Annotated in this window: 27 protein-coding genes and 1 pseudogene; 14 read left to right on the top strand and 14 right to left on the bottom strand. The window is 69.8% G+C overall.

Features of this window, described 5'->3' with window-relative positions; genetic code table 11:
- Window positions 1–37 precede the first annotated feature (37 nt).
- Together A605_RS03575 and A605_RS03570 are read left to right on the top strand one after the other, a co-directional pair.
- The gene (locus A605_RS03575) at window positions 38–457 is read left to right on the top strand and encodes an SPW repeat protein (RefSeq protein WP_015400140.1); all 420 of its coding nucleotides are present in this window, start codon (window positions 38–40) and stop codon (window positions 455–457) included.
- 135 nt (window positions 458–592) lie between these two features.
- The gene (locus A605_RS03570; RefSeq protein WP_015400139.1) at window positions 593–1,183 is read left to right on the top strand and encodes a TetR/AcrR family transcriptional regulator; all 591 of its coding nucleotides are present in this window, start codon (window positions 593–595) and stop codon (window positions 1,181–1,183) included.
- 1 nt (window position 1,184) lies between these two features.
- On the opposite strand, the gene A605_RS03565 is transcribed toward A605_RS03570, so the two are convergent.
- From A605_RS03565 to A605_RS03535, 7 genes are read right to left on the bottom strand one after another with little or no spacing between them, the layout of a single operon-like run.
- Window positions 1,185–2,045, bottom strand: coding sequence for a prenyltransferase (locus A605_RS03565; protein ID WP_015400138.1), 861 nt, complete (start codon window positions 2,043–2,045; stop codon window positions 1,185–1,187).
- The gene (locus A605_RS03560) at window positions 2,042–2,347 is read right to left on the bottom strand and encodes a lycopene cyclase domain-containing protein (RefSeq protein WP_015400137.1); all 306 of its coding nucleotides are present in this window, start codon (window positions 2,345–2,347) and stop codon (window positions 2,042–2,044) included. Before A605_RS03560 ends, A605_RS03565 begins: the two co-directional genes overlap by 4 nt.
- Complete coding sequence (locus A605_RS03555; protein ID WP_042440272.1) at window positions 2,344–2,697, bottom strand: lycopene cyclase domain-containing protein; 354 nt, start codon at window positions 2,695–2,697, stop codon at window positions 2,344–2,346. The genes A605_RS03560 and A605_RS03555 overlap by 4 nt, the downstream gene beginning before the upstream one ends.
- On the bottom strand, window positions 2,690–4,294 hold the full coding sequence (crtI, locus tag A605_RS03550; protein ID WP_015400135.1) for a phytoene desaturase family protein: 1,605 nt from the start codon (window positions 4,292–4,294) through the stop codon (window positions 2,690–2,692). The genes A605_RS03555 and crtI overlap by 8 nt, the downstream gene beginning before the upstream one ends.
- Complete coding sequence (locus A605_RS03545; RefSeq protein WP_015400134.1) at window positions 4,291–5,226, bottom strand: phytoene/squalene synthase family protein; 936 nt, start codon at window positions 5,224–5,226, stop codon at window positions 4,291–4,293. Before A605_RS03545 ends, crtI begins: the two co-directional genes overlap by 4 nt.
- Window positions 5,219–6,202 (bottom strand): polyprenyl synthetase family protein, encoded by a 984-nt coding sequence (locus A605_RS03540; protein ID WP_015400133.1) that lies wholly within the window; start codon window positions 6,200–6,202, stop codon window positions 5,219–5,221. The genes A605_RS03545 and A605_RS03540 overlap by 8 nt, the downstream gene beginning before the upstream one ends.
- Window positions 6,199–6,984 (bottom strand): glycosyltransferase family 2 protein, encoded by a 786-nt coding sequence (locus A605_RS03535; RefSeq protein WP_015400132.1) that lies wholly within the window; start codon window positions 6,982–6,984, stop codon window positions 6,199–6,201. Before A605_RS03535 ends, A605_RS03540 begins: the two co-directional genes overlap by 4 nt.
- Window positions 6,985–7,137: 153 nt before the next feature.
- Between A605_RS03535 and A605_RS03530 the strand changes: the two genes are divergently transcribed.
- The 8 genes from A605_RS03530 (at window position 7,138) to A605_RS03495 (ending at window position 14,023) form a co-directional block, all read left to right on the top strand.
- Window positions 7,138–7,815 carry a TIGR03089 family protein gene (locus tag A605_RS03530; RefSeq protein ID WP_015400131.1) on the top strand — a complete coding sequence of 226 codons (678 nt, stop codon included), beginning with the start codon at window positions 7,138–7,140 and terminating at the stop codon, window positions 7,813–7,815.
- 265 nt (window positions 7,816–8,080) lie between these two features.
- A complete protein-coding gene (locus A605_RS03525) occupies window positions 8,081–9,091 on the top strand; it encodes an ABC transporter ATP-binding protein (protein ID WP_015400130.1) in 1,011 nt (336 codons plus the stop codon).
- A gap of 118 nt (window positions 9,092–9,209) precedes the next feature.
- Window positions 9,210–10,487: an ABC transporter substrate-binding protein gene (locus tag A605_RS03520; protein ID WP_015400129.1), complete on the top strand. Its 1,278-nt coding sequence runs from the start codon at window positions 9,210–9,212 to the stop codon at window positions 10,485–10,487.
- A 160-nt stretch (window positions 10,488–10,647) separates the two neighbouring features.
- Window positions 10,648–11,691 (top strand): carbohydrate ABC transporter permease, encoded by a 1,044-nt coding sequence (locus A605_RS03515; protein ID WP_015400128.1) that lies wholly within the window; start codon window positions 10,648–10,650, stop codon window positions 11,689–11,691.
- The gene (locus A605_RS03510; RefSeq protein ID WP_015400127.1) at window positions 11,688–12,524 is read left to right on the top strand and encodes a carbohydrate ABC transporter permease; all 837 of its coding nucleotides are present in this window, start codon (window positions 11,688–11,690) and stop codon (window positions 12,522–12,524) included. Before A605_RS03515 ends, A605_RS03510 begins: the two co-directional genes overlap by 4 nt.
- 175 nt (window positions 12,525–12,699) lie before the next feature.
- On the top strand, window positions 12,700–13,158 hold the full coding sequence (locus A605_RS03505) for a MarR family winged helix-turn-helix transcriptional regulator (RefSeq protein WP_015400126.1): 459 nt from the start codon (window positions 12,700–12,702) through the stop codon (window positions 13,156–13,158).
- Between the two features lie 55 nt (window positions 13,159–13,213).
- Complete coding sequence (locus A605_RS03500; protein WP_015400125.1) at window positions 13,214–13,426, top strand: hypothetical protein; 213 nt, start codon at window positions 13,214–13,216, stop codon at window positions 13,424–13,426.
- 27 nt (window positions 13,427–13,453) lie between these two features.
- Complete coding sequence (locus tag A605_RS03495) at window positions 13,454–14,023, top strand: dihydrofolate reductase family protein (protein WP_015400124.1); 570 nt, start codon at window positions 13,454–13,456, stop codon at window positions 14,021–14,023.
- An 82-nt stretch (window positions 14,024–14,105) separates the two neighbouring features.
- Here the strand turns inward: A605_RS03495 and A605_RS15235 are convergent.
- From A605_RS15235 to A605_RS03460, 7 genes and pseudogenes are all read right to left on the bottom strand, one after another.
- Window positions 14,106–14,276: pseudogene (locus tag A605_RS15235) on the bottom strand (NAD-dependent succinate-semialdehyde dehydrogenase); the annotation flags it as partial.
- 42 nt (window positions 14,277–14,318) lie between these two features.
- Complete coding sequence (locus A605_RS03485; RefSeq protein ID WP_034991233.1) at window positions 14,319–14,777, bottom strand: YdcF family protein; 459 nt, start codon at window positions 14,775–14,777, stop codon at window positions 14,319–14,321.
- Window positions 14,774–15,274 carry a 5-(carboxyamino)imidazole ribonucleotide mutase gene (purE, locus tag A605_RS03480; RefSeq protein WP_015400120.1) on the bottom strand — a complete coding sequence of 167 codons (501 nt, stop codon included), beginning with the start codon at window positions 15,272–15,274 and terminating at the stop codon, window positions 14,774–14,776. The genes A605_RS03485 and purE overlap by 4 nt, the downstream gene beginning before the upstream one ends.
- A gap of 63 nt (window positions 15,275–15,337) precedes the next feature.
- Window positions 15,338–16,210 carry an NAD(P)H-binding protein gene (locus A605_RS03475; RefSeq protein ID WP_027004561.1) on the bottom strand — a complete coding sequence of 291 codons (873 nt, stop codon included), beginning with the start codon at window positions 16,208–16,210 and terminating at the stop codon, window positions 15,338–15,340.
- Window positions 16,211–16,325: 115 nt separating this feature from the next.
- Window positions 16,326–17,549: a 5-(carboxyamino)imidazole ribonucleotide synthase gene (locus tag A605_RS03470; protein WP_027004562.1), complete on the bottom strand. Its 1,224-nt coding sequence runs from the start codon at window positions 17,547–17,549 to the stop codon at window positions 16,326–16,328.
- Between the two features lie 264 nt (window positions 17,550–17,813).
- Window positions 17,814–18,287 carry a PH domain-containing protein gene (locus A605_RS03465; protein WP_027004563.1) on the bottom strand — a complete coding sequence of 158 codons (474 nt, stop codon included), beginning with the start codon at window positions 18,285–18,287 and terminating at the stop codon, window positions 17,814–17,816.
- A gap of 25 nt (window positions 18,288–18,312) precedes the next feature.
- On the bottom strand, window positions 18,313–19,071 hold the full coding sequence (locus A605_RS03460; protein ID WP_015400116.1) for a biotin--[acetyl-CoA-carboxylase] ligase: 759 nt from the start codon (window positions 19,069–19,071) through the stop codon (window positions 18,313–18,315).
- Between the two features lie 141 nt (window positions 19,072–19,212).
- Here A605_RS03460 and A605_RS03455 point away from each other — a divergent pair, with 141 nt between their 5' ends.
- The 4 genes from A605_RS03455 to A605_RS03440 all read left to right on the top strand — a co-directional run bounded on the left by A605_RS03455 (window position 19,213) and on the right by A605_RS03440 (window position 23,377).
- On the top strand, window positions 19,213–20,844 hold the full coding sequence (locus A605_RS03455) for an acyl-CoA carboxylase subunit beta (RefSeq protein WP_015400115.1): 1,632 nt from the start codon (window positions 19,213–19,215) through the stop codon (window positions 20,842–20,844).
- Between the two features lie 127 nt (window positions 20,845–20,971).
- Entirely contained in the window at window positions 20,972–22,555 is a 1,584-nt protein-coding gene (locus A605_RS03450; RefSeq protein ID WP_015400114.1) for an acyl-CoA carboxylase subunit beta, read from the top strand.
- 10 nt (window positions 22,556–22,565) lie between these two features.
- Window positions 22,566–22,784, top strand: a complete 219-nt coding sequence (locus tag A605_RS03445) for an acyl-CoA carboxylase subunit epsilon (RefSeq protein ID WP_015400113.1) — start codon at window positions 22,566–22,568, stop codon at window positions 22,782–22,784.
- Entirely contained in the window at window positions 22,784–23,377 is a 594-nt protein-coding gene (locus A605_RS03440; protein WP_015400112.1) for a Maf family protein, read from the top strand. The genes A605_RS03445 and A605_RS03440 overlap by 1 nt, the downstream gene beginning before the upstream one ends.
- The last annotated feature ends 199 nt before the right edge of the window (window positions 23,378–23,576 follow it).

Here is a 23,576-nt window from a genome sequence, read left to right as displayed (position 1 = left end):
TGCCCTGCACCCCTCGATCTCCAGAAGGAAGGAATCTTTGACCACGCAACTTCAGCAGCGCCCCACCCTCGCCACCGATCTCTACGGCACCCCGCGGGGTTGGCGGACCTGGCCGGACTGGACGAATCTCATCCTCGGTATCTGTCTCGTGCTGGCACCCCTGTGGACCACCGACGCCCCGATCGGCTGGTTCATCCCCCTCGGCCTCCTGATCGGTGTCACCGCCCTGTGGTCGATCGGCACCGACCCCTCGAAGACGCCCGAGCGGGCGATGATCGGCCTGGCCGCCGTCCTCTTCCTGGCCCCGTGGCTCGGTGGCTTCAGTACTACGGAAGACGCCGCCTGGACCGCCTGGATCATCGCCGTCATGGTGTTCGCCTTCGCGCTCACCGCACTGATCCACCGCACCATCTTCGTGGACCATGAGGCGCCACGGGAGCACGCCCTCGCCGCCTGACATGAAGTTTCCGGGACCGGTTGACGCCAACCGGTCCCTTTTGTGTGTCAGCCTGACGCGGAGCCGGCGGCGTAGTGACAGGTAAGATCATCTGGAGGCCGGACGGCTTGTCAGTTAAAACCCGGAGGTGACGGGGTGGCGACACCCAGGAACAAGAAGTCGCGGGAGAATACACCGCGCCAGGCCGCGCGCCGGTCCGCCACGGACGAGAAGATCACCGCCGCCGTCCTCGCGCTGGGCCGGCGCGAGGGACTGGGCGCGGTGAGCATCGACGCCGTCGCCGCCGAGTCGGGTGTGGCGAAGACGACGATCTACCGCCGCTACGATGACCGTTCGCAGATGCTCGACGCCGTGGCACGTGAGCTGGCTTCCCCTCCGGAGCAGGACTACCCGGTAACCCAGGCGGGCCTGTGCGAGCTCCTCGCCGAGATCCGGGAGATCTTCGAGGCCCAGGTGGGTATCTCGGCGGTCGGCGGCATCCTGGCCAGCCAGGGTGAGGACCTCGACGAGTGGCAGCACCGCGTGGTGGAGCCGAACCTCGCGCGGCTGCGCTCGTTCTTCGCCCGCGGCGTCAAGGAGGGCCAGCTCCGGCCGGAGGTGGACTACGAGCAGCTCATCGAGATGATCACCGGTGGGATGTTCGTCAGCGATGCCCTGCGCGATGACGTCCCGGAGGAGTGGGCGCCCAACCTGGTCGCGCTGATGTGGCCGACGATCAGCCGGTAGCTCAGTCCAGGAACACCGACACCAGGGAGATCGTGACGATCGCGCCCACCAGGTAGTTCAGCCACAGGAACACCTTCCAGGCGCGGTTGACATCCTCGCAGGTCTCGTCGGTGATATTCCAGAAGCGCAGCGTGTTGGCCACGTAGCCCAGGCCGGCGATGCCGACAATCCAGGCCGGGGACGGCAGCGCGAAGACCAGCAGCGCCGCCCCCAGGTAGGCGACCGCCGCCAGCCGGGTGGTCGCCCGCGCACCGAAGGCCGTGGCGATCGAGCTCAGCCCGCCCTCGCGGTCGGCCTTCACGTCCTGCACCGCGCCGAGGGCGTGGCTGGCCATGCCCCACAGGAAGAAGGCGCCGGCCGCGAACCAGAAGAAGTCGGGCACCTCGCCCACGCTGATGGTCGCGCCCACGATCGCCGGGGTAGTGAAGTGCGCCGAGGAGGTCACCGAGTCCAGGACGGGGCGTTCCTTGAACCGCAGCCCCGCCGCCGAGTAGGCGATCACCGCGAACACCGAGACCGTCAGCCACAGCGCCGAGGCCCAGGTGCCCGCCGCGTAGAGCACGATGAGGAACGGGAGGGTCGTCCACACGGAGGCGTGCAGCAGGACCGGGTGCATCTCCTTCGGCAGCACGGCCCCCTCGACGCCACCCTTGCGGGGGTTGCGGATATCGGATTCGTAGTCGAAGACGTCGTTGATGCCGTAGAGGGCGATGTTGTACGGGATGAGGAAGAAGACCACGCCCACCCAGAACAACCAGTCCAGTCCCCCACCGGCCAGCAGGTAGGCCAGGCCGTAGGGGAAGGCGGTGTTGACCCAGCTGATGGGCCGCGACGCCGAAAGCACGGCGCGGATGATTCTCATGACTGTCTCCTCTCCGACTCGGGTTTGCGCGTCCACACGGCGGGGATGATCAACGCGGCGAATAAGGGGTAGAAGAAGTCCTCCACCGGGGCCAGCCCGATCTGGGGGCCGAGCCGCTGGGCGTCGCCGTAGCCGAAGAGATCCGCCCAGATCATCAGGTTGTCGAAGATCGCGGTGAGCACCAGCAGCACCGCGGCCACGAGGGCGGTCACGGCCAGCTGCCGCGGGACGCTGTTGCGGCGGACCAGCCAGACGACGGCGCCGAGGATCAGGAACGGCAGGCTGATGAGCAGATACGTCACGCCGCATTCTCCTTCGCGTCCGCGCGGGCATTAAGAAGCAGCCGCGCCCCCGTGGTGAGGTTGATGGCCAGGTAGGTCAGGAAGAACAGGAAGAACGGCTCCTCCAGCGGCATCTCCGGGGCGAGTTCGATGCCGGTCATGTGGGCGGATTCCCCGCGGAAGAACGTGCCGGTGGCGATGCCGAGGGCGTCCCAGAGGAGGAAGAGCGCGACCACGGCCACGCTGACGACCGCGGCGCGGCGGGCGTCGAGGAAGAACGCCAGCTTCCACCGCCAGTCGCACAGGACCATGCAGATCAGCACGGCGACGAGGAAGGCCAGGTAGCTCAGGGAGAGCAGGGACTCAAGCATGCGCACCTCCCGCCTCCGGCAGCGGGCCGGGGCTGGTGTCGCCGTGCAGGCGCTTGATCACGTTCTCCGCGGAGATCAGGCACATGGGCACCCCCACCCCGGGCACGGTGGTCGCCCCGGCGTAGTAGAGCCCGTCGACCTTGGCGGAGGCGTTGCGCCCGCGCAGGAAGGCCGACTGGCGCAGGGAGTGGCCGGGGCCGATCGACCCGCCCCGCCAGGCGTGGTAGCGCTCGGCGAAGTCGGCCGGGCCGACGGTGTGGCGGATGACGATGCGCTCGGCCAGGTCGGGGATGTCCGCCCACTCGGCGAGCTGGGCGATGGCGGCGTCGGCGACGGCCTCGACCGCCGACGCCCCGGTGCCGCGGAAGGTGTCGCCGTGGCCAACGCCCTCGGCCGCGGGCACGGGCACCAGGAGGAAGAGGTTCTCGTGGCCTTCCGGGGCGACCCCCGGTTCCGTGGCCGAGGGCATGGAGACGTAGATCGACCGGGAGGCGCCCAGCGGGCGGTCCGGGTGGGGTCCGTCGAAGACGACCGCGAAGTCCTCCGACCAGTCCCGGCTGAACAGCAGGTTGTGGTGGGTCAGCTGCGGTAGCTTGCCCCGCACGCCCAGCATCACGAGCACGGTGCCGATGCCGGGGTCGCGCGAGGCCCAGTAGCGCTCCGGGTAGGTGCGCAGTTTCGCGGGCAAGAGGTGGTTTTCGGTGTGGTGGAGGTCCGCGCCGGAGACGACGATGTCGGCGGCGATCTCCCCGATCCGGCCGTCCGCCCCGCGCACGCGCACACCGGTGGCGCGGGCCTTGCGGCCATCCGGCGCGGTGATGACGGCGGTGACCTCGGTGTTGAGCCGGATCCGCACGCCCTGTTCGACCGCCAGGCGGTGGAGGGCCTCGACGACGGCGGTGAAACCGCCCACGGGGTAGCGCACGCCCTGCACGAGGTCAGTGTGGCTCATCAGGTGGTACAGCGAGGGGGTCTTCTCCGGGCGGGAGGACAAAAACACCGCCGGGTAGGTGAGGATCTGGCGCAGGCGGGTGTCCCGGAACTGTTCGTTGACGAAGCTCTCCAGCGGCTGGGTCAGCAGCTTCGCCAGGCGGCCGAGGCGCACGCGCACGTCGCGGTGCAGCAGCGGTCCCACCGCGGAGAAGGTGGTGTAGAGGAAACGTTCCAGGGCGATCCGGTAGGAGTCGCCGGCACTGTCGAGGTAGTCGCGCAGCGCCTGCCCGGCACCGGGTTCGATGGACTCGAAGAGTTCGGCCGCCGCGTCCACGCCGCTGGGCACGTCCAGCGGTTGCTCCCCCTCCGGGAAGACGCGGTAGGCGGGCGTGAGGTCCACCAGGTCGAGCTGCTCCTCGGCCGTGGTGCCGAGCAGGCGGAAGAAGTGGTCGAAGGCGTCGGGCATGAGGTACCAGGACGGACCGGTGTCCCAGCGGAAACCGGGGTGATCCTCGATGGTCAGGTCCCCGGCACGGCCACCGACGGTGTCGATGCGGTCGAGAACGGTGACCTCGGTGCCCTCGTGTGCCAGCAGCGCGGCGGTGGCCAGGCCGGCGACCCCGGCGCCGATCACGATCGCCGTGCGGGGGGTGGGGGTGGTCATGGTCTCGTCCCTTTCCTGCGGTTGGTGCGCCGGTTCAGGCGCGGGGCGGAGGTGAGCGCCCGGGCCAGTATCGCCGTCTTCGTCCGGCGCGGCACGCTGACGCGTCGGCGGGTCAGCTCGGCGGCGGGCAGCGCCTCGATGCGGTCGGTCAGTTCGGCGAACAGCCCGGTGGCCGCCAGCACGCCGGTGCGCGCGGTGACCGGCAGCAGTGGGATGACCGCGCGGGCGTCGGCGAGGTCGATGCGGATGTCGGCGATGAGGTCGGCCTTGTGCTCCTCGGTGAGCCCGTTCTCGGCCAGGCCCGGGAAGTAGGTGCGGCCCAGGGTGCCGGAGTCCTCGGCGAGGTCGCGCAGGAAGTTGATCTTCTGGAAGGCCGCCCCCAGGGAGCGGGCGCCGGACTCCAGGCGGGCGCGCTCGTCATCGGTGACCGGGTGGTCGACCAGGAAGGCGGACAGACACAGCAGGCCGATGACCTCGGCGGAGCCGTAGACGTAGTCGTTGAAGCTGCGTCCGTCGTGGGTGGCCTGGTGCAGATCCCGCCGCATGGAGGAGAAGAAGGCCACCACGTGCTCCGGGTTGAAGCGGCAGCGCCGAGCCGTGAGCGCGTAGGCGTGCAGGACGGGGTCGACGTGGAAGCGGTGCCGCGGGGCGTCGAGGACGGCGCGCTCGTAGTCGTCGAGCAGGGCGGCGACCTCCTCGTGCGGCACCCCGGCGGCCTCGGTGGTGCCGTCGACGATCTCGTCGGCGATGCGCACCATGGCGTAGAGGTTGCGGATGTCGGTGCGCACCCGCTTCTCCAGCAGGCGGGTGGCCAGGGTGAAGCTCGTGGAATAGGACAGGATCACCTGGTGTGCCGCCCGGACGGCCGTGCGGTCGTAGCGGTCGAGGAACTCACCCAGCAGCTCCCGGCCCTGCGGCTCGTGCTCAGGCATAGGCGTGCAGCATCCCTTCGATCTGGTCCGTGATGTGGTGCAGACCCTCCCGGATGCCCGGCTCGAGACCGGCGGCGTCGATGCGGGTACGGGCCCGGGCGAGATGACCCTCCCCCTCCGCGACGACATCGCCGACGATCTCCGCCAGCCGGGCCGGATCCGCCGGGACGTCCCCGTCCATCCGCATGGTCATCAGGGTCGCGCGCCCGTTGACCACGTCCCCGGCCGCCTGCTTGCCGGTGTCCGCGCTCTCGCCCACGGTACCGGCGATGTCGTCGGCGGCCTGGTAGGCGCAACCCAGCTCATGCGCGATGCCCGCCATCGGCTCCGGATCCCGGCCGGCGGCGATCGCCCCGAGCTTGAGCGGGGTGCCGAAGCTGTACTCGCTGGTCTTGAGCCGGTTGCTCAGCCGCACCAGTTCCGGGTCGGGTGTGCCGTCGGCGGCGTCGGTGGTGGGAACCGTGTGGGAGATGTCGAGGATCTCGCCGGTGATGGTCTCCTGCGCGGCCGCGGACAACGCACCCAGACCACGGCGCACCAGGGCGTCGTCGAGCCCGGAGTCCAGCAGCAGCTGGATCGCCCCGTTGATCCCCAGATCCCCCGCGGTGATCGCGACGGCGATCCCCAGGTGGGCGTCCCCGAACTCCTCGCGCACCGCGGCGTGGATGGTGGGCAGGCCGCGACGGACGTCATCCCGGTCGATGATGTCGTCGTGGATGAGGAAGGCCCCGTGCAGCAGGTCGACGCAGGCGCCGAAGACGGTGGCCGCGTACAGCCGCTCGCCGGTGACCTCCCCGGCGGAGATGTGCACCAGCCGCGACCGCAGGTGCTTACCGCCCAGGGCGAAGGCGGCCACCCCGTCGTGGGCCATGGTCAGCAGCCGGGAGTCCACGGGGTTGAGCGAGCGGCCACGGGCCAGGAATTCACCGAGTAGCTCCAGCGACGCGTCCACGCGCCGGGACAGATCATCACTCATGCGCCGAGCTCCTCGTACAGGTGCCGTCCCAGCAGGCCGCGGCGCGCCAGGCGGCGGTGCGGCGGGTGGTTGCGCCAGCCGCTGAACACCGTGTGCAGGCCGCGGTGGAAGCGCACCGCCAGCTGGCGGGTGCCGTGCAGGGCGCGCGGGTCCATGTCCAGCGTCAGGTCCCGCTGGAACCAGACGGTCTCATCGGGACGGACCGCGAAGGAGATCTGCATGTCCTCGTGCGCGTAGGTGTCGGCGGAGTCGATTTGCCCGCGCACCTCGCGCCACCAGTCGGCCCGGAGAGAGTAGTTGGTGCCGAAGAACGGGTGGTGGCCCAGGGTGGAGCCGACACTGAACCGGTAGGCGCCCAGGTAGGCGCGGCTGGCCAGGTCACCGAGGACACCCGGCACCTCGAAACGGGCGGTGCCGGTCACGCCGACCACCCGCCTGCCCGGGGAGGCATCCGCGGCGTCCCAGGCGGCGTGGAGCCGGGCGAGGAAGTCGGGGGCGGCGGCGGCGTCGGCGTCGACACGCAGCAGGATGTCGCCCGCCGCGGCGTCGAAACCGGCGCGGGTGGCCCAGGTGATGCCGCGGCGCGGTTCGGGGACCACGCGGGCGCCGGCCGTCCGGGCGACGTCGGCGGAATCGTCGGTGGAACCGTTGTCGACCACGATGACCTCATCCGGCGGCACCTCCTGCGCGCTGAAGGAGGCCAGGCAACGGCGCAGGAGCGCGGCGTCATTGAGACACGGGATGATCACGCTGATGGCGCGCCGGTCGGTCGGGTCGTGCACGTGGCTGCTTTCTGGTCGGTGAACGGCAGATCGCGCCCCCTGAAAAATGCAGAGGGGACGCAACTATTGCCGCAGTTTAGGTGAATGTGCCGTCCCGGGTGGCGGAATCCGTCTTCATGCCCGGGCACCGTGATCTGCCTACAGTGGGGAGACATGGAGCTGCTCGCACATCTGATGTCCACCGACCCCTCTTCCCCGCGCCTGACGGTCTACGACGAATCGCAGGGCTCCCGCCTCGACTTCTCCGCGCAGACGCTGGACAACTGGACGGCGAAGGTCGGCAACATGCTGCTCGACGAGCTCGACCTCGAGGAGGGCTCGGCCATCCTGCTCGCCCTGCCCGTCGGCTGGCAGGCGGCCGCGATCGCGCTCGGTGCGCTCGCCGCCGGCGTCGAGACGCGCTTCGACGATCGCGCGTCCACCGACGGGGACGGTGAGGAGGTTGACGTGGTGTTCACCTCCGTCGAGCGCGCCGCGGAGTTCGCCGACCTGGACGGCGCGGACCTCGTGCTGGTCACCGACGATCCCTTCGGCCGCGGCGTGACGGAGACCGGCGGCGAGCTGCCCGCCGGGGCGATCGACTTCGGCCCGACCGTGCGCTTCTACGGCGACCAGTTCCCCCACCCCACCCCCGCGCTGACCGAGATCGTGGCCACCGACCTCGGGCCGGAGCGCCTCCTGACCACCGGCTGGACCGACCGCGCCGGCTTCTCCCGCCAGGTGCTCGAGCCCCTGGCCGCGGGCGGTTCCACCGTCATCGTCGCGGGGCTGGTCGACTCGGCCCGGCTGGATGAGATCGCGAGCGCGGAGAAGGTCACCAAGCGGTTGTGATTTGCCGCACCGGCGGGTTCCAATCCGCGCAGATCGCCGCCGAACCGCTCATTTTCAGACCGGTCCGGGGAGGAAGGTCGCCACTGGGTAATAATCCCCGGGCAGCCTTCCGGTCCCCTTTTCCGGTGAATCCGGGCATGTTTCAACCCGCTCAAATTGTCATCGGGTTGCCCTATTCCGGCAGGCTCCGGAAGGCGGCCGCCCGACCCGTCCCGCCCGGGAAAACCCGCCCCTGCCAGCTGCGCGGCTGGTAGCGTCTTGGAACATGGCAACGGTCACATTCGATCAGGTCTCCATCCGCTACCCCGGTGCCGAACGCCCCAGCGTGCGGGAGCTGGACCTGGAGATCGCCGACGGAGAGTTCCTCGTTCTCGTCGGCCCCTCGGGCTGCGGCAAATCCACCACGCTGCGTGCGCTCGCCGGCCTGGAGGACGTCGCCGAGGGCTCCATCCGCATCGACGGCCAGGACGTCACCGGCGTGGAGCCGGGTGACCGCGACATCGCGATGGTCTTCCAGAACTACGCCCTCTACCCGCACCTGTCGGTGGCCAGGAACATGGGTTTCGCCCTGAAACTGGCGAAGCTGCCGCAGCCGGAGATCGACGCGAAGGTGGGCGACGCCGCCGAACTGCTGGGACTGACCGAGTTCCTGGACCGCAAGCCGAAGGACCTGTCCGGCGGCCAGCGCCAGCGCGTGGCCATGGGCCGGGCGATCGTCCGGGCCCCGAAGGTCTTCCTGATGGACGAGCCGCTGTCCAACCTCGACGCCAAGCTGCGCGTGCAGACCCGCGCGGAGCTGGCCGCCCTGCAGCGGCGCCTGGGCACCACCACCGTGTACGTCACCCACGACCAGGTGGAGGCCATGACCATGGGCGACCGGGTCGCCGTGCTCAGGGACGGCGTCCTCCAGCAGGTGGCCCCGCCGCGCGAGCTCTACGACGCCCCCGTCAACGAGTTCGTCGCCGGCTTCATCGGCTCCCCCGCGATGAACATCTTCCCCGGCGACGGCGTGACCCTGGGCGTGCGCCCAGAGCACATGCGCGTGCTCAACGCCGCGTCGGGGGCACCCGAGGGCTGGGTCCTGCGGGAGGGCACCGTCGAGCTGATCGAGGAGCTCGGTTCCGAGTCCTACGTCTACGCCTCCTGCGGGGGCGATCGCCTGGTCGCACGCGTCGGCGACGAGCCGGTGCCCGCCCGCGACGCCACGGTGCGGATGGCCTATGACCCGGCCGCCGCCCACCGCTTCGATCCGGGGACGGGCCTGCGCCTGCCCTGAGCGGACGGGCGTGACGCGGAAACTCCCCCCTCGGGGGTGATCTGTGTGATTCGCGTCATTGGGGGTGTTTTATTTCACTAATCTAAGGGCATCTCAGTCTTCCGAAAGGTGCACGCAGATGAAGCTCTCCCTGATCCGTAAGGCCGGCATCACCCTGGCCACCACCGCCCTGGCCGGGGCCGCCCTGGTGGCCTGCGCCGATGACTCCGGCAACGGCGACACCGCCACCCCCGACGCCGGAAACACCTCGGGCCGCGGCCCCATCACCTTCGCGATGGGCGCCAACGACACCGACAAGCTCATCCCGATCATCGAGGCCTGGAACGAGGAGCACCCCGACGAGGAGGTCACCCTCCGCGAGCTGCCGGGCGAGGCCGACGCCCAGCGGGAGACCCTCGTGCAGTCGCTGCAGGCCGGCAACTCCGATTTCGACGTCATGGCACTCGACGTCATCTGGACCGCCGACTTCGCCGCCAACCAGTACCTGGCCCCGCTGGAGGGCGACCTCGAGGTCGACACCTCCGGCCTGCTGGACGCGACCGTGGAGTCCGCCACCTACAACGACACCCTCTACGCGCTGCCGCAGAACACCAACGGCCAGCTGCTGTTCCGCAACACCGAGATCATCCCGGAGGAGCCCGAGAACTGGGCCGCGCTGGCCGAGTCCTGCACCAGCGCCGAGGAGACGGGCGTCGACTGCCTGACCCTGCAGCTGAGCCAGTACGAGGGCCTGACCGTCAACACCGTCGGCTTCATGGAGGGCTGGGGCGGCTCCGTCCTCGACGACGACGGCAACATCACCGTCGACTCCGAGGAGGCCAGGGCCGGACTGCAGGCCATGGTCGACGGGTACGAGGACGGCACCATCTCCCAGGACTCCACCGCCGCCACCGAGGAGGAGACCAACCTGGCCTTCACCGAGGGGCGCACCGCCTACGCCATCAACTGGCCGTACATGTACTCCAACGCCGAGGGCGAGGCCTCCCAGGTCGCCGGCAACGTCGAGGTCTCCCCGCTGGTCGGCGAGGACGGCGTCGGCGTGTCCACCCTGGGCGGCTACAACAACGGCATCAACATCAACTCCGAGAACAAGGCCACCGCGCGCGACTTCATGGAGTTCATCATCAACGAGGAGAACCAGATGTCCTTCGCGGAGGCGTCCTTCCCGCCGGTGCTGGCCTCCATCTACGACGATGAGCAGCTCGTGGAGCAGTTCCCGTACCTGCCGGCCCTGAAGACCTCCCTGGAGAACGCCGCCCCGCGCCCGGTCAGCCCGTTCTACCCGGAGATCTCCAAGGCCATCCAGGACAACGCCTACGCCGCCCTGACCGCCGGCAAGAGCGTCGACGACGCCACCACCGACATGAAGGCCGCCATCGAGAACGCCAGCCAGTGACACCAGTGACCACCGTTGGGAACCACGTGAGACCGTGACCGGAAGACCTGCCCGCGGGCGGGTTTTCCGTGGTTTCCGAGGTTCCCGAGGTTCCCGGGTGTTCCCGGGTGTTCCCGGTTTTCCGCCCCTTCCCCACCCCACTTCGACGAGGAGGTCCGCGATGGCCACCCGCGCGAGACAGATCCGGCGCGCCGCCCCGCTCATCGCCCCGGCGCTCATCGTGCTCGCCATCGTCATCGGGTACCCGATCCTGCGCGCCGTCTGGCTGTCGTTCGAGGCCAATCGGGGCCTCGACCCCAGCACCGGTCTCTTCGTCCAGGGCGGGTTCGCCGGGCTCGACAACTACCTGTACTGGCTGACCAACCGGTGCATGAGCCCGTCGGGGGCCGTGACCACCTGTCCGCCGGGCGTGCTCGCCACCGATTTCTGGCCGGCGGTGCGCATCACCCTGTTCTTCACGGTCGCCACCGTCACGCTCGAGACGGTGCTGGGCATGATCATGGCCCTGATCATGAACGGCAACTACCGCGGCCGCTCCCTGGTCCGTGCCGCGGTGCTCATCCCGTGGGCCATCCCCACCGCCGTGACCGCCAAGCTGTGGCAGTTCATCTTCGCCCCGCAGGGCATCGTGAACTCGATGCTGGGCACGGACATCGCCTGGACCACCGATCCGTGGGCGGCGCGCTTCGCCGTCATCATGGCCGACGTGTGGAAGACCGCGCCGTTCATGGCGCTGCTCATCCTCGCCGGCCTGCAGATGATCCCCAAGGAGGTCTACGAGGCCGCCCGTGTCGACGGCGCGTCGCGCTGGCAGCAGTTCATCCGCATCACCCTGCCGCTGGTCCGCCCCGCACTGATGGTGGCGGTACTCTTCCGCACCCTGGACGCCCTGCGCATGTACGACCTGCCGGTGATCATGATCTCCTCGTCCTCGAACTCGCCCACCGCGGTCATCTCCCAGCTGGTGGTCGAGGACATGCGGCAGGGCAACTTCAACTCGGCCTCGGCGCTGTCCACCCTGATCTTCCTGCTGATCTTCGCCGTCGCCTTCATCATGATCCGCTTCATGGGCGCCGACATCTCGGGCCAGCGGGACACGGAGAAACGGGAGATCCCGGTCATCGGGCTCATCAGACGCCGCCTCCGGAAAGCGGAGGAGACCACCTCGGACAAGGTCGCCGCAGGCAAGGAGACTTTCGTATGAGCGCGCGCACCCGTTCCACCATCGGCCACTACGTGGGCGTCGTCTTCATCATGATCTGGGGCCTGGCCCCGTTCTACTGGATGGTCGTCGTCGCCCTGCGCGATCCGACCTTCACCTTCGACACCACCCCGTGGCCCACCCACATCACGCTGCAGAACTTCCGCGACGCCCTGGCCACAGACAAGGGCAACGACTTCCTCGCCGCGATCGGCAACTCGCTGATCATCTCCCTGACGACGACCGTCCTGGCCGTCCTGGTCGGCGTGTTCACCGCCTACGCGCTGGCGCGGGTGGACTTCCCCGGCAAGGGCCTGGTCACCGGCGTCATCCTGGCGGCGTCGATGTTCCCCGGCATCGCCCTGGTCACCCCGCTGTTCCAGCTCTTCGGTGACCTGGGGTGGATCGGCACCTACCGCGCGATGATCATCCCCAACATCTCGTTCGCCCTGCCGTTGACGATCTACACGCTGGTCTCCTTCTTCCGTCAGCTGCCCTGGGAGCTGGAGGAGGCCGCCCGCGTGGACGGCGCCTCCCGGGGACAGGCCTTCCGGATGGTGCTGCTGCCGCTGGCCGCGCCGGCGTTGTTCACCACCGCGATCCTGGCCTTCATCGCCTCCTGGAACGAGTACATGCTCGCCCAGCAGCTGTCGACGACCGCCACTGAACCGGTGACCGTCGCCATCGCCCGTTTCACCGGGCCGAGCGCCTTCGAGTACCCGTACGCCTCCACCATGGCCGCCGGTGCGCTGGTGACCATCCCGCTGATCATCATGGTGCTGATCTTCCAGCGCCGGATCGTCTCCGGGCTGACCGCCGGCGGTGTGAAGGCCTAAAGTACCGGTCTGGCGCCGGAGCCTGGTGCCGGGCGGGGGTGGGCTTCCCGCCGCACCTCCCGGCGAGCACCGCGACAATCAGCCCGGGTTTCGGTGCGGGGGCGGCTCCCGAGGAGATGAATGTGCACCATACAGATCATGTGCATTATGCATAATATGTGGCAGAATGAGGGGCATGCCCGACGATCCGATCCCCCACCTCGAGTACGAGAACATGGTCTTCGGCCGACACCAGGCCCTCTTCACCGGCCGGACCACACAGGAGGGCGGCCCACTCGACCAGAGTGCCTACGTACTCCTGAGCCTGCTCCGGGCCTCCGGACCGGCGAGCATCAGCGAGCTCAGCGCGGTCACCGGCCTGGACGCCTCCACCCTCAACCGGCAGACCGCCGCGCTGCTGCGGAAGGGGTACGCGGAACGCATCCCCGATCCGGAGGGCGGCATCGCCCGAAAGTTCCGCAACTCCACGGTCGGTGACGAGGTCCTCGACGAGGTGCGCGCCGCCACCCGGGAGAAGCTCGCCGAGATCCTGGAGGACTGGAGCGCCGGGGAACTGGCGACCTTCACCGACCTGCTGGGAAAGATGAACCGGGCCATCGAAAAGCGCACCGGGCGGCCCTGGCCGCGACCGTGAGGCGGGCGGGGCTTTCCGGTGAATCCCGGAGAACCCCCTGCTAACCTGACATGACATGGACAACCCCCGGGACCATTCCCGTGACGAGCGCCGCCGCCTGCAGACGGATTCCTTCGCCGGATTCCTGGGGTTCTTCGCCTTCCTCTCCGTGGTCCAGGCCGTGATCAACGTGCTGTCCCCCGACCCCGCCGTGTGGCCGGCGGTCCTCGCGCTCATCCTGGTCGTGGCCACGGTGGCCACCTGGCGGTACGGAAGACGGTTCCGCTGAAGCCCCGTCGTCCCTAGGATCCGGGGTGTGAAGATCATCTACAACACCGCCACCACCCTCAACGGGTTCCTGGCCACCGAGGACGATTCCCTGCAGTGGCTCTTCGACGTCGGCGGTCAGGAACCCGACATGGACGCCTTCCTCGACTCGATCTCCGTCATCGTGATGGGATCGACCACCTACGAGTGGCTGCTGCGGGAGATGGACCTGCTCAATCGCCCGGAGAAGTGGCGCGAGTACTACGGCGACCGCACCGGCTTCGTGTTCTCCAGCCGGGAGCTTCCGGTCCCGGCGGGCGTGGACATCCGGGTGGTCAATGGCACCGTTCCGGAGATTCTCCCGGAAGTCCGCACGGCCGCCGGTGACAGCGATGTCTGGGTGCTCGGCGGCGGGGACCTGGCCGGTCAGTTCCTCGACGAGGATCTCCTCGACGAGATCGTGCTGACCATGGCCCCGGTCTTCCTCCCCGCGGGCCGGCCCCTGCTGCCGCGGGAGGTGCTCAGTGACCGGCTGCACCTGCGGGAGACACGGCGGACCGGACGCTACGTGGAGGTCATGCTCGGCGTCGTCAAGCGCGGGGAGCCCGGGCAGCCGTAGCCGCTACGCCGGCGACTGCCCCGCATCCGTCTGGTCGCTGGCGCGGATCAAGGTGCTCGTTGACGAACTCGCCCACGCCCCGGCGGGTCAGCTTGCCCATCTCCCGGCCGATGTGGTCGGCGAGCTCGTCGAAGCGTTCCTCGTAGAGACCGACGCCACGGGCGAGCACTGCGGCGCGCTCGTCGTCGGAAAAGCGGTCGAAGGTTTCTTCGGTTCGTCCGGTGTTCGGGTTCTCCAGCGCGAATGAGCTCATGGCCCCCGTCTAGTCCTGCCAGGACGGGCAGCGTCTCACAGGTCAGTCCCGGGCCCGCCACCGCCGCCACAGCACGCGCAGCGTCGAATGCGGCAGGGCGAAGCATTCGCGCAGGTACATCTTCCCCCGCCGGGGCGTCGGTGTGCGGGCGGAGACCACGCGCACGGGAATGCCGAGGTGCCAGGCCCACAGACGGGTGCGCCACACGTGGAAGTCACTGGTGACCACGGTCCAGCACCTCGTGTCCGGCAGGAGGGCGTGGGCCTTCTCCAGGTTCTCGTTGGTGCTGGTGGCCTCGGGTTCCTCGCGGATCGCGGCGGCGTCGACGCCGTGGTCGATCAGCCACTCGGCCATGACCCCGGCCTCCCCCGCGCCGGAGACCACGGCGACGCCGGCGGCGTCGATGAGCGGTAGGGCGCGCTCCAGCCGGGAGGCGAGGATGGCCCCCGGACGGTCGCCTCTCGTCCTGCTGCCCAGGACGAGCACCGGGTGAGGTGTCACTCCCCCATCAGCTTCTTACGCAGGTTCTCGTCCTTGGTCTCCACCTCGGCGGCCATGTTCTCCTGGTAGGCGACCATTCTGTCCTGCAGCTCGGGGATACCGGCGGAGAGGATCCGCACGGCCAGCAGGCCCGCGTTCTTCGCCCCGCCGATGGACACGGTGGCCACCGGCACGCCGCCGGGCATCTGGACGATCGACAGCAGCGAGTCCAGTCCGTCGAGATCCTTGAGCGCGCGCGGGATGCCGATCACCGGCAGCGGGGTCGCGGCGGCGACCATGCCCGGTAGGTGGGCGGCGCCGCCGGCGCAGGCGATGATCACCTTCAGCCCGCGCCCGTGGGCCTCCTTCGCGTAGGAGAGCATCTTCTCCGGGGTGCGGTGGGCGGAGACCACCCCGACCTCCAGGGGAATGCCGAACTCGGCGAGCACCTGCGCGGCGGGCTCGACGGTGGGCCAGTCGGAGTCCGAGCCCATGATCAGGCCGACGAGAGGTTGCATGCTTGTTCTCCTTTATGCGCGCGGGATTCGTCCGCCTCGATTGTGCCAGAGCAGCCGGGGATGTCAGCCCGCCAGGGCGGGCCGGAGTACCGCATGGGCCCAGGCGCTCAAGGGGGTGGGCGTCGTGGTGACGAGTGCGCGGGGATTTTCGGGGGCGAAGCCGCGCTGGCCGCGGAACATGCCCAGGGCAGCGTCGATCTGCGCCGCGGTGAGACCGGCCGCGCGCATGGCCTCCGCGGCCTCCGCCTCCGGAATCTCCTCGGCGACGACGGTGCGGTCGAGGGCGGTGCTCAGGATCGCGGCGGCCTCCGCGAAGGACAGGTCCGCCGGGCCGTGGACGCCGAGGGTGTGGCGGCCGGTCCAGGCGGTGGACAACAGGCGGGCCGCGGCGACATCCCCGATGTCCCGGGGATCCACCCAGGGCATGCGGTGGCCGACGGGAAGCGTGGTGCCCAGGACCCCCGCCTGCACGGATTCGAGGTCCAGGAGCAGGTTGGTGAAGAAATAGCCGCACCGCAGGTGGGTCACGTGCGCGCCCGTCGCGTCGAGCAGCTCCTCGGTGCGCCCGAGCCCGTCGATCTCCCCGAAACCGGAGCGGGCCTCGGCCCCGCCGCTGCTCTGGAAGACCACCCGGGAAATGGCGTTCTCCCGCACGGCGGCGGCCGCCGACTCCCCCATCCGGATGGAGCCGGCGAGGGGGTCGTCGTCATCCGTCGGTGGGTTCACCCAGTACAGCGTGTCAATGCCTGCGGTGGCACGCACCACCGCCTCCGTGTCCCCCTGGTCGACCTCACGGATCTCGCAGCGTCCGCGCAACGCGGCGTCGAGACGGGCGGCGTCGCGCAGCAGGACGACGGGCCTTACCCCGGCCTGCACGAGCAGGCGCACGACCCGGGAGCCGACGTTTCCGGTGGGCGTGGTCACTGCGATGTTCACGAGATTCGTCTCCTCGGAGCCGCCGGGGGTGGTGGTTCCTCCATGATCGCCCATCGCACCGCGGGATGGAATACCCCGGCGGAGTATTCCGGCCGGGGGCGGATTCACGGCAGGACTACTCCGCCACGAACCCGTCAGCCCACACCGCGTGGACCAGGTAGTGGGCGGCCAGCTGCGCCTCGCGGCGGGTGCGCGGCTCGTCCGAGCCGGAGAGGTTGACGTGGCCGATCTTGCGGCCCGGTCGGTGCGTCTTGCCGTAGAGGTGGATCTTCGCCTCCGGGAAGCGGGTCCAGACATCGACCGTGCGGCGGGCCATGGGCAGCTCCGGATCGGAGTCGGCGCCGAGCACGTTGGCCATCACGGTCACCGGTGCGGTCGGCTCGGTCGAACCGAGCGGGTAGTCCAGTACGGCCCGCAGGTGCTGCTCGAACTGGCTGGTCACGCAGCCGTCCTGGGTCCAGTGGCCGGTGTTGTGCGGGCGCATGGCCAGCTCATTGACGGCGATGTCGGGCTGGCCGTTGGCGTCGGTGAACTCGAAGAGCTCCACGGCGAGCACCCCGGTCACGCCGAGTTCCTCGGCGATACGCACGGACAGGTCGCGGGCGCGGGAGCCCAGTTCCCCGGACAGGCCCGGGGCCGGGGAGACGGCCTCGGCGCAGACACCGTTGCGCTGCACGGACTCGACGACCGGCCAGGGTGCGGTCCTCCCCGACGGGGTGCGGGCGACCATGGCGGACAGCTCGCGGGTCAGGGCGACCTTCTTCTCCGCCATCAGCGGCATGCCGCGGCCGAGCAGGTCGGCGACCAGGTCGCGCAGCTCCTCCTTCGAGGACGGGAACCACACGCCCTTGCCGTCGTAGCCGCCGCGGCGGGTCTTCAGGCACACGGCGCCGTCGACGGCGTCCCAGAACTCCTCGGCGTCGGCCACGGACTCGAGCGCGGCGAACGGCGGGACCGGGGCGCCGAGTTCGCGCAGCTTCTTCCGCATGACCAGCTTGTCCTGGGCGTTGACGAGCGCGTCGGGACCGGGCTGGACGTTGACGCCCTCCCCGATGAGGGTGCGCAGGTGCTCGGTGGGCACGTGCTCGTGATCGAAGGTCACGGCGTCCGCACCCGCGACGGCGCGGCGCAGATCCTCGAGATCGGTGTAGTCGCCGATGACGACGTCGGCGGCGACCTGGGCGGCCGAGGAGTCCGGCGCGCCCGCCAGCAGGCGGATGGACTGGCCGAGCTCGATGGCCTCGGTCTGCATCATCCGGGCCAGCTGGCCGTCACCGAGGACGGTGACGACGGGCATTCCGGGGGCATGGGCACTGGGGTTACCTGCGGGTTCAGTCACGCGCACCACTATAGCCACCGGTCCGGTCAGCGGAAATGTCCGGTCAGGAAGGCCCCGGCCGGACCTGCCGCGGGCGACGAAGGAAGCCTGGTGCCGCCCGTACCTGCCCTCCCCGAGATCACCCGCCCGAGAGGCCTTCGCCGAGATCGCCACCTGATCTCGGTGAAGCGCGCCGCCCCGGACCGAGATCACCCACCCCTCTCGGTCAGGTGATCTCGGCGAGGTGATCTCGGCCCCGCGCACCGGCACCCCGGCCCCAGCACCTCACCGGTAATGCCCGGGCCGCGGCGGCAGGGAGGACTCGATCAGCCCGGCGACCTTCTTCGTCTTGGGCACGTCCGGGAAGTACAGGGGCCGGGCGAAGCCGGAGATGGCCAGGGAGATGCCGCGGCGTCGGCGGGAGACGGCGCGCACGTCACGCAGCGGGATGGAATCGACGCGGGAGCGCAGGGCCCCGTCGCGGACGACAATGCGCCGGTCGGTGACGATGAAGCGGCGGCGCCGGGAACGCAGCAGCGGCAGCCCGAAGCGCCACAGCGCCAGCAGGAACCACACGACGACCACGCCGTTGCGCAGCTGCATGTCGACGACCGCCTCGGGCCGGTCGAGCCAGCCGATGAGGATCCAGCTCAGTCCCGTGATCAGGATGAGTTCGAGCACGGGGAAGGTCAGGGAGCGCAGCGGCGACGTGACATCGGCGCGCACCACTTCCCCTTCACCGGGTCGGAACAGTCCCATGGGCGGTGAGTTTACTTCAGGCAACCTACTGATCGCTGCGCCGGAGGTGGGTGACGTCGCCGGCGGCCAGGAGATGCTCCCGCCCGTCGGGCCCGGCGACGATGATGCGGCCGTCGTCGGCCACCCCGCGGACGTCGCCGTGCAGGTCGCCGGTGGGCAGCTCGACGCGCACCTGCCGGCCGATCGAGGTGCACACGCGGCGGTAGTCGGCCATCAGTTCCGGGTCCCCGGTCTCCCACTGGCCCAGGCGTCGGCGCAGGGCGGTGAGCACCTCCACGGCCAGGTCATCGAGATCGGCGTCGGCGTCGATGAGTCCCTCGAGCGCCAGGGAGGTGGCGTGCGGCACGGGCAGCTGTCCGCGGGTCAGCAACGCGTTCAGCCCCACCCCGATGACCACGCGCGGTTCATCCGGCAGACCGGCGGCCTCGGCGAGGATGCCGCAGAGCTTGCGGCCGTCGATGAGCACGTCGTTGGGCCACTTCAGCCCGGCGGGGGCGACGACATCGGTGAGCGCCAGGCCGGTGGCCAGCGGAATCGTTCCCAGCCGCTCCAGTGCGGCGGCCTCCGGGCGCAGCAGCACGGAGAGAATCAGCTGGGTGCCCGCGGGGGCGGACCAGGGGCGGCCGAGACGACCCCGGCCGGCGGACTGGTGGCCGGCGAGCAGGACGGACCAGGCCGGGGCCGAGGCGTCGGCGAGCAGGTCGGCGTTGGTCGAGCCGGTGTCGTCGGTGTAGTCGACGCGCGCGTAGCCGGGAAGACGGGTGTGAAGCAGCGGTAAATCCACGCCCTTGAGCGTAGTTCGTCACGGCACGAACTTATTATTTCCCCCGGAAAAACGTCTCACCTGCGATTTCCTCAATTGTGACACTCATCACGGGTGTTTGGTTGTGGAATCCGTGGGGTTATACGTCTACGATTCCGAAACATGACCATTTCCTCACCTTTGACGGATCTCGAGAATCTGACCGACGTGTCCACCACCGCCGGCAAGATCGCCGACCTGAAGCGCCGTCGCGCCGAGGCCACCTACCCGATGGGCGAGAAGGCCGTCGAGAAGGTGCATGACGCCAACCGGCTGACCGCCCGGGAGCGCCTGGACTACCTGCTCGACGAGGGTTCCTTCGTCGAGACCGACATGCTCGCCAAGCACCGGACCACCGACTTCGGCATGGGCAAGAAGCGCCCGACCACCGACGGCATCGTCACCGGCTGGGGCACCATCGACGGCCGTGAGGTCTGCATCTTCTCCCAGGACGGCACCGTCTTCGGCGGCGCGCTGGGTGAGGTCTACGGCGAGAAGATGATCAAGATCATGGAGCTGGCCGTGACCACCGGCCGCCCGCTGATCGGCCTGTACGAGGGCGCCGGCGCCCGCATCCAGGACGGCGCCGTGTCGCTGGACATGATCGCCCGCACCTTCTACCAGAACATCAACGCCTCGGGCGTCGTCCCGCAGATCTCCGTGATCATGGGCGCCTCCGCCGGCGGCAACGCCTACTCCCCCGCCCTGACCGACTTCGTGGTCATGGTCGACAAGACCTCCAAGATGTTCGTCACCGGCCCGGACGTGATCAAGACCGTCACCGGCGAGGAGATCACCCAGGAGGAGCTGGGCGGCGCCGCCACCCACATGGCCACCGCCGGCAACTCCCACTTCACCGCCCAGTCCGACGAGGAGGCCCTCGACTGGGTCTCCGACCTGGTCAGCTTCCTGCCGTCCAACAACCGCAGCTTCGCCCCCTTCGAGGACCACACCGCCGACGAGGGCGCGGTCGGCGACAACATCACCGCCGACGACCTGCGTCTCGACGAGATCATCCCGGACTCCCCGACCCAGCCCTACGACGTCCGCGACATCATCGAGTGCCTCACCGACGACGGCGAGTACCTCGAGATCCAGGCCCAGCGCGCCGAGAACGTGGTTATCGCCTTCGGCCGCATCGAGGGCCAGTCCGTCGGCTTCGTCGCCAACCAGCCGTCCGTCTTCGCCGGCTGCCTGGACATCGACTCCTCCGAGAAGGCCGCCCGCTTCATCCGCACCTGCGACGCCTTCAACATCCCCGTGGTCATGCTGGTCGACGTCCCGGGCTTCCTGCCGGGCGCGAATCAGGAGTACGGCGGCATCCTCCGCCGCGGCGCCAAGCTGCTCTACGCCTACGGCGAGGCCACCGTCCCGAAGATCACCGTGACCATGCGCAAGGCCTACGGCGGCGCCTACTGCGTCATGGGCTCCAAGGGGCTGGGCGCCGACGTCAACCTGGCGTGGCCGACCGCCCAGATCGCCGTCATGGGCGCCTCCGGCGCCGTGGGCTTCATCTACCGCAAGGAGCTCAAGGAGGCCCGCGAGAAGGGCCTGGACGTCGACGAGCTGGCCAAGTCCTTCGAGCGCGAGTACGAGGACCACATGCTCAACCCGTACAAGGCCGCCGAGCGCGGGCTCATCGACTCGGTCATCCTGCCGAGCGAGACCCGCGGCATGATCGCCCGCAACCTGCGCCTGTACAAGGACAAGAACGTCACCCGCCCGGCCCGCAAGCACGGCAACATCCCGCTGTAGGCCCCGGCCCCGGAAGGACCGACGGTGCGCCCGTACCGTCGGTTTTCTTCTGCCCTGTCCCCTGTCCGCCCACGGTTTTCCGGCGTCGTTGCAACAGCCGCCGGACGACGACCTAGACTAAGTGACCATGACTGCCTCCTCCCCTGATCTCACCACCACCGCCGGCAAGCTCGCGGACCTGCGCGGACGCCTGGCGGAGACTGAGGCCCCGGTGGGAACCGACGCCGTCGAGGCGACCCACGCCGCCGGCGACCGGACCGCCCGGGAGCGGATCGTCCACCTGCTCGACGAGGGATCCTTCGTGGAGACCGACGCCCTGGCGCGCCACCGCTCCACCGAGTTCGGCCTGGACGCCACGCGTCCGGTAACCGACGGCGTCGTCACCGGCTTCGGCACCGTCGGTGGCCGCAAGGTCTGCGTCTTCTCCCAGGACGCCACCGTCTTCGAGGGCGGCCTCGGCGAGGTCCACGGCGAGAAGATCATCAAGATCTACGACCTGGCCACCAAGACCGGCGTGCCGATCATCGGCATCCATGAGGGTGCCGGCGCGCGTGTCGCCGAGGGCGTGGTCACGCTGGCGATGTACTCGAAGATCTTCGCCCGCGCGACGGCCGCCTCCGGTCTCATCCCGCAGGTCGCCGTGGTCGTCGGCGAGAACGCCGGTCTGCACGCCCTGGCCCCGGCCTTCGCCGACCTGGTCGTCATGGTCGACGACAGGTCCAGCCTGCACCTGGCCGCTCCGGACGTCGTCACCGCGGTGACGGGCACGCCGGCCACCGCCGGTTCCCTCGGCGGCGCGCAGGTCCACGCCACCACCTCCGGTACCGCGCACGCCACCGCCGCCACCGACGCCGAAGCGCTGACCCTGACCCGTGAGCTGCTGGCCTACCTGCCGGTGAACAACCGGGCCGAGGCCCCGCGCACCGACGCCGAGCCGATGAGCGGTGCCGTGACCGAGAACATCACCGACACCGATCTGGAGCTGGACTCGCTGATCCCGGACTCCGCGGCCGGGACCTACGACATCCGCGAGGTCGTCACCCGCGTCGCCGACGACGGCGAGTTCCTCGAGCTGCAGCCCGGTTACGCCGCGAACATCGTCACCGGCTTCGCCCGGGTCGAGGGCCGCTCGATCGGCGTCGTGGCCAACCAGCCCACCGAGCTGGCCGGCTGCCTGGACGCGGTGGCCTCCGAGAAGGCCGCCCGGTTCATCCGCACCTGCGACGCCTTCAACCTCCCCGTCGTCGAGTTCGTGGACACCCCCGGCTTCCTGCCGGGTGAGGACCAGGAGCACGGCGGCGTCGTGCGCCGCGGCGCCAAGCTCGCCTACGCGTACGCCGAGGCGAGCGTCGGCAAGATCACCGTGATCACCCGCAAGGCCATCGGCCCGGCGTACGTGGTCATGGGCTCCAAGGACATGGGCGCCGACCTCGTCTACGCGTGGCCGACCGCCGAGATCGCCGTCACCGAGGCCCCGGCCGCCGTCCGCGCCATCCACGGCGAGAAGGCCGCCGACCCGGAGAAGGCCGCCCAGCTCGAGGCCGAGTACGCCGAGAGCCACATCAACCCCTACCTCGCCGCCGAGCGCGGGCTGGTCGACGCGGTCATCCCGCCGTCGCAGACCCGCGGCCAGCTGGTCGAGGGCCTGCGGCTGCTCGACCGCAAGGTCGTCGCCGCACCCGCCAAGAAGCACGGAAACATCCCGCTGTAAGGAGCGTTTAGTGACCACCACCACCGACAAGCCGTTGTTCCGCGTGCTCAAGGGCAACCCGGACGCCACCGAGCTCGCCGCCCTCACCGCGGTGATCACCTCCCTGGCCGGCAAGAAGCCCGCCGCCACCGACTCCCGCGAGCGCAACATGTGGGGACGTCCCGAGGACCGCCTCCAGCGCCCCGCGCTCTACAACCCGAACGCCTTCCGCAACGTCACCTACTTCTGATGCGCCTGGTACTCGCCTCCGCCTCCCCCTCCCGCCGGATGATCCTCGAAGCCGCGGGAGTCGAGCCGGTGACCCACCCCGCGGACGTCGACGAGGAGGCCATCCAGGCCTCGCTCGCCGGCGCCCCGCCCGCCGACGTCGTCGCGGCGTTGGCCGCGGCCAAGGCCGAGGTGGTCGCGCCGTCATACCCTTCCGACGTGGTCGTGGGCTGCGACTCCATGCTGCTGCTCGACGGGCAGCTGCAGGGCAAGCCCCACACCGTCGAGGCGACCGTGGAACGCTGGCGCGCCCAGGCGGGCAAGACCGCCGAGCTGCTGACGGGCCACTGCATCATCCACGGCGAGCAGCGCGTGGTGGAGACCCGCCGGACCACCGTGAGCTTCGCCGAGGCCAGCGAGAACGACATCGCCGCCTACGCCCGCTCCGGTGAGCCGCTGGAGTGCGCCGGCGCCTTCACCCTGGAGGCCCTCGGCGGCTGGTTCATCGACCGCATCGAGGGCGACCCCTCCTCGGTCATCGGGCTGTCCCTGCCGCTGCTGCGCCGCGCCCTGTACGGGTTCGGGCTGGACGCCAGCAGCTTCTGGACGCGCTGAGGGCCTCCGGCTGTTTTCGGCACCTCGCCGGCCTCGGCGCCGGCCCGCGCACGTTGAGTTGAGCCGGCGATAAACCCGCGTTCCCTGCGATCAGATCCACGCAAGGACCCTCTCCAGGGAGCGTCAAACCCCGCATTCGGTAGGTGGATGCGTGGAATTGATCGCGGGGTTCAGCCCCCAGGCCTCGGCCCCCGGCACA

The organism is Corynebacterium halotolerans YIM 70093 = DSM 44683 (assembly GCF_000341345.1).
Classification (GTDB): domain Bacteria; phylum Actinomycetota; class Actinomycetes; order Mycobacteriales; family Mycobacteriaceae; genus Corynebacterium; species Corynebacterium halotolerans.
This window is presented reverse-complemented; position numbering and strand designations above follow the sequence as displayed.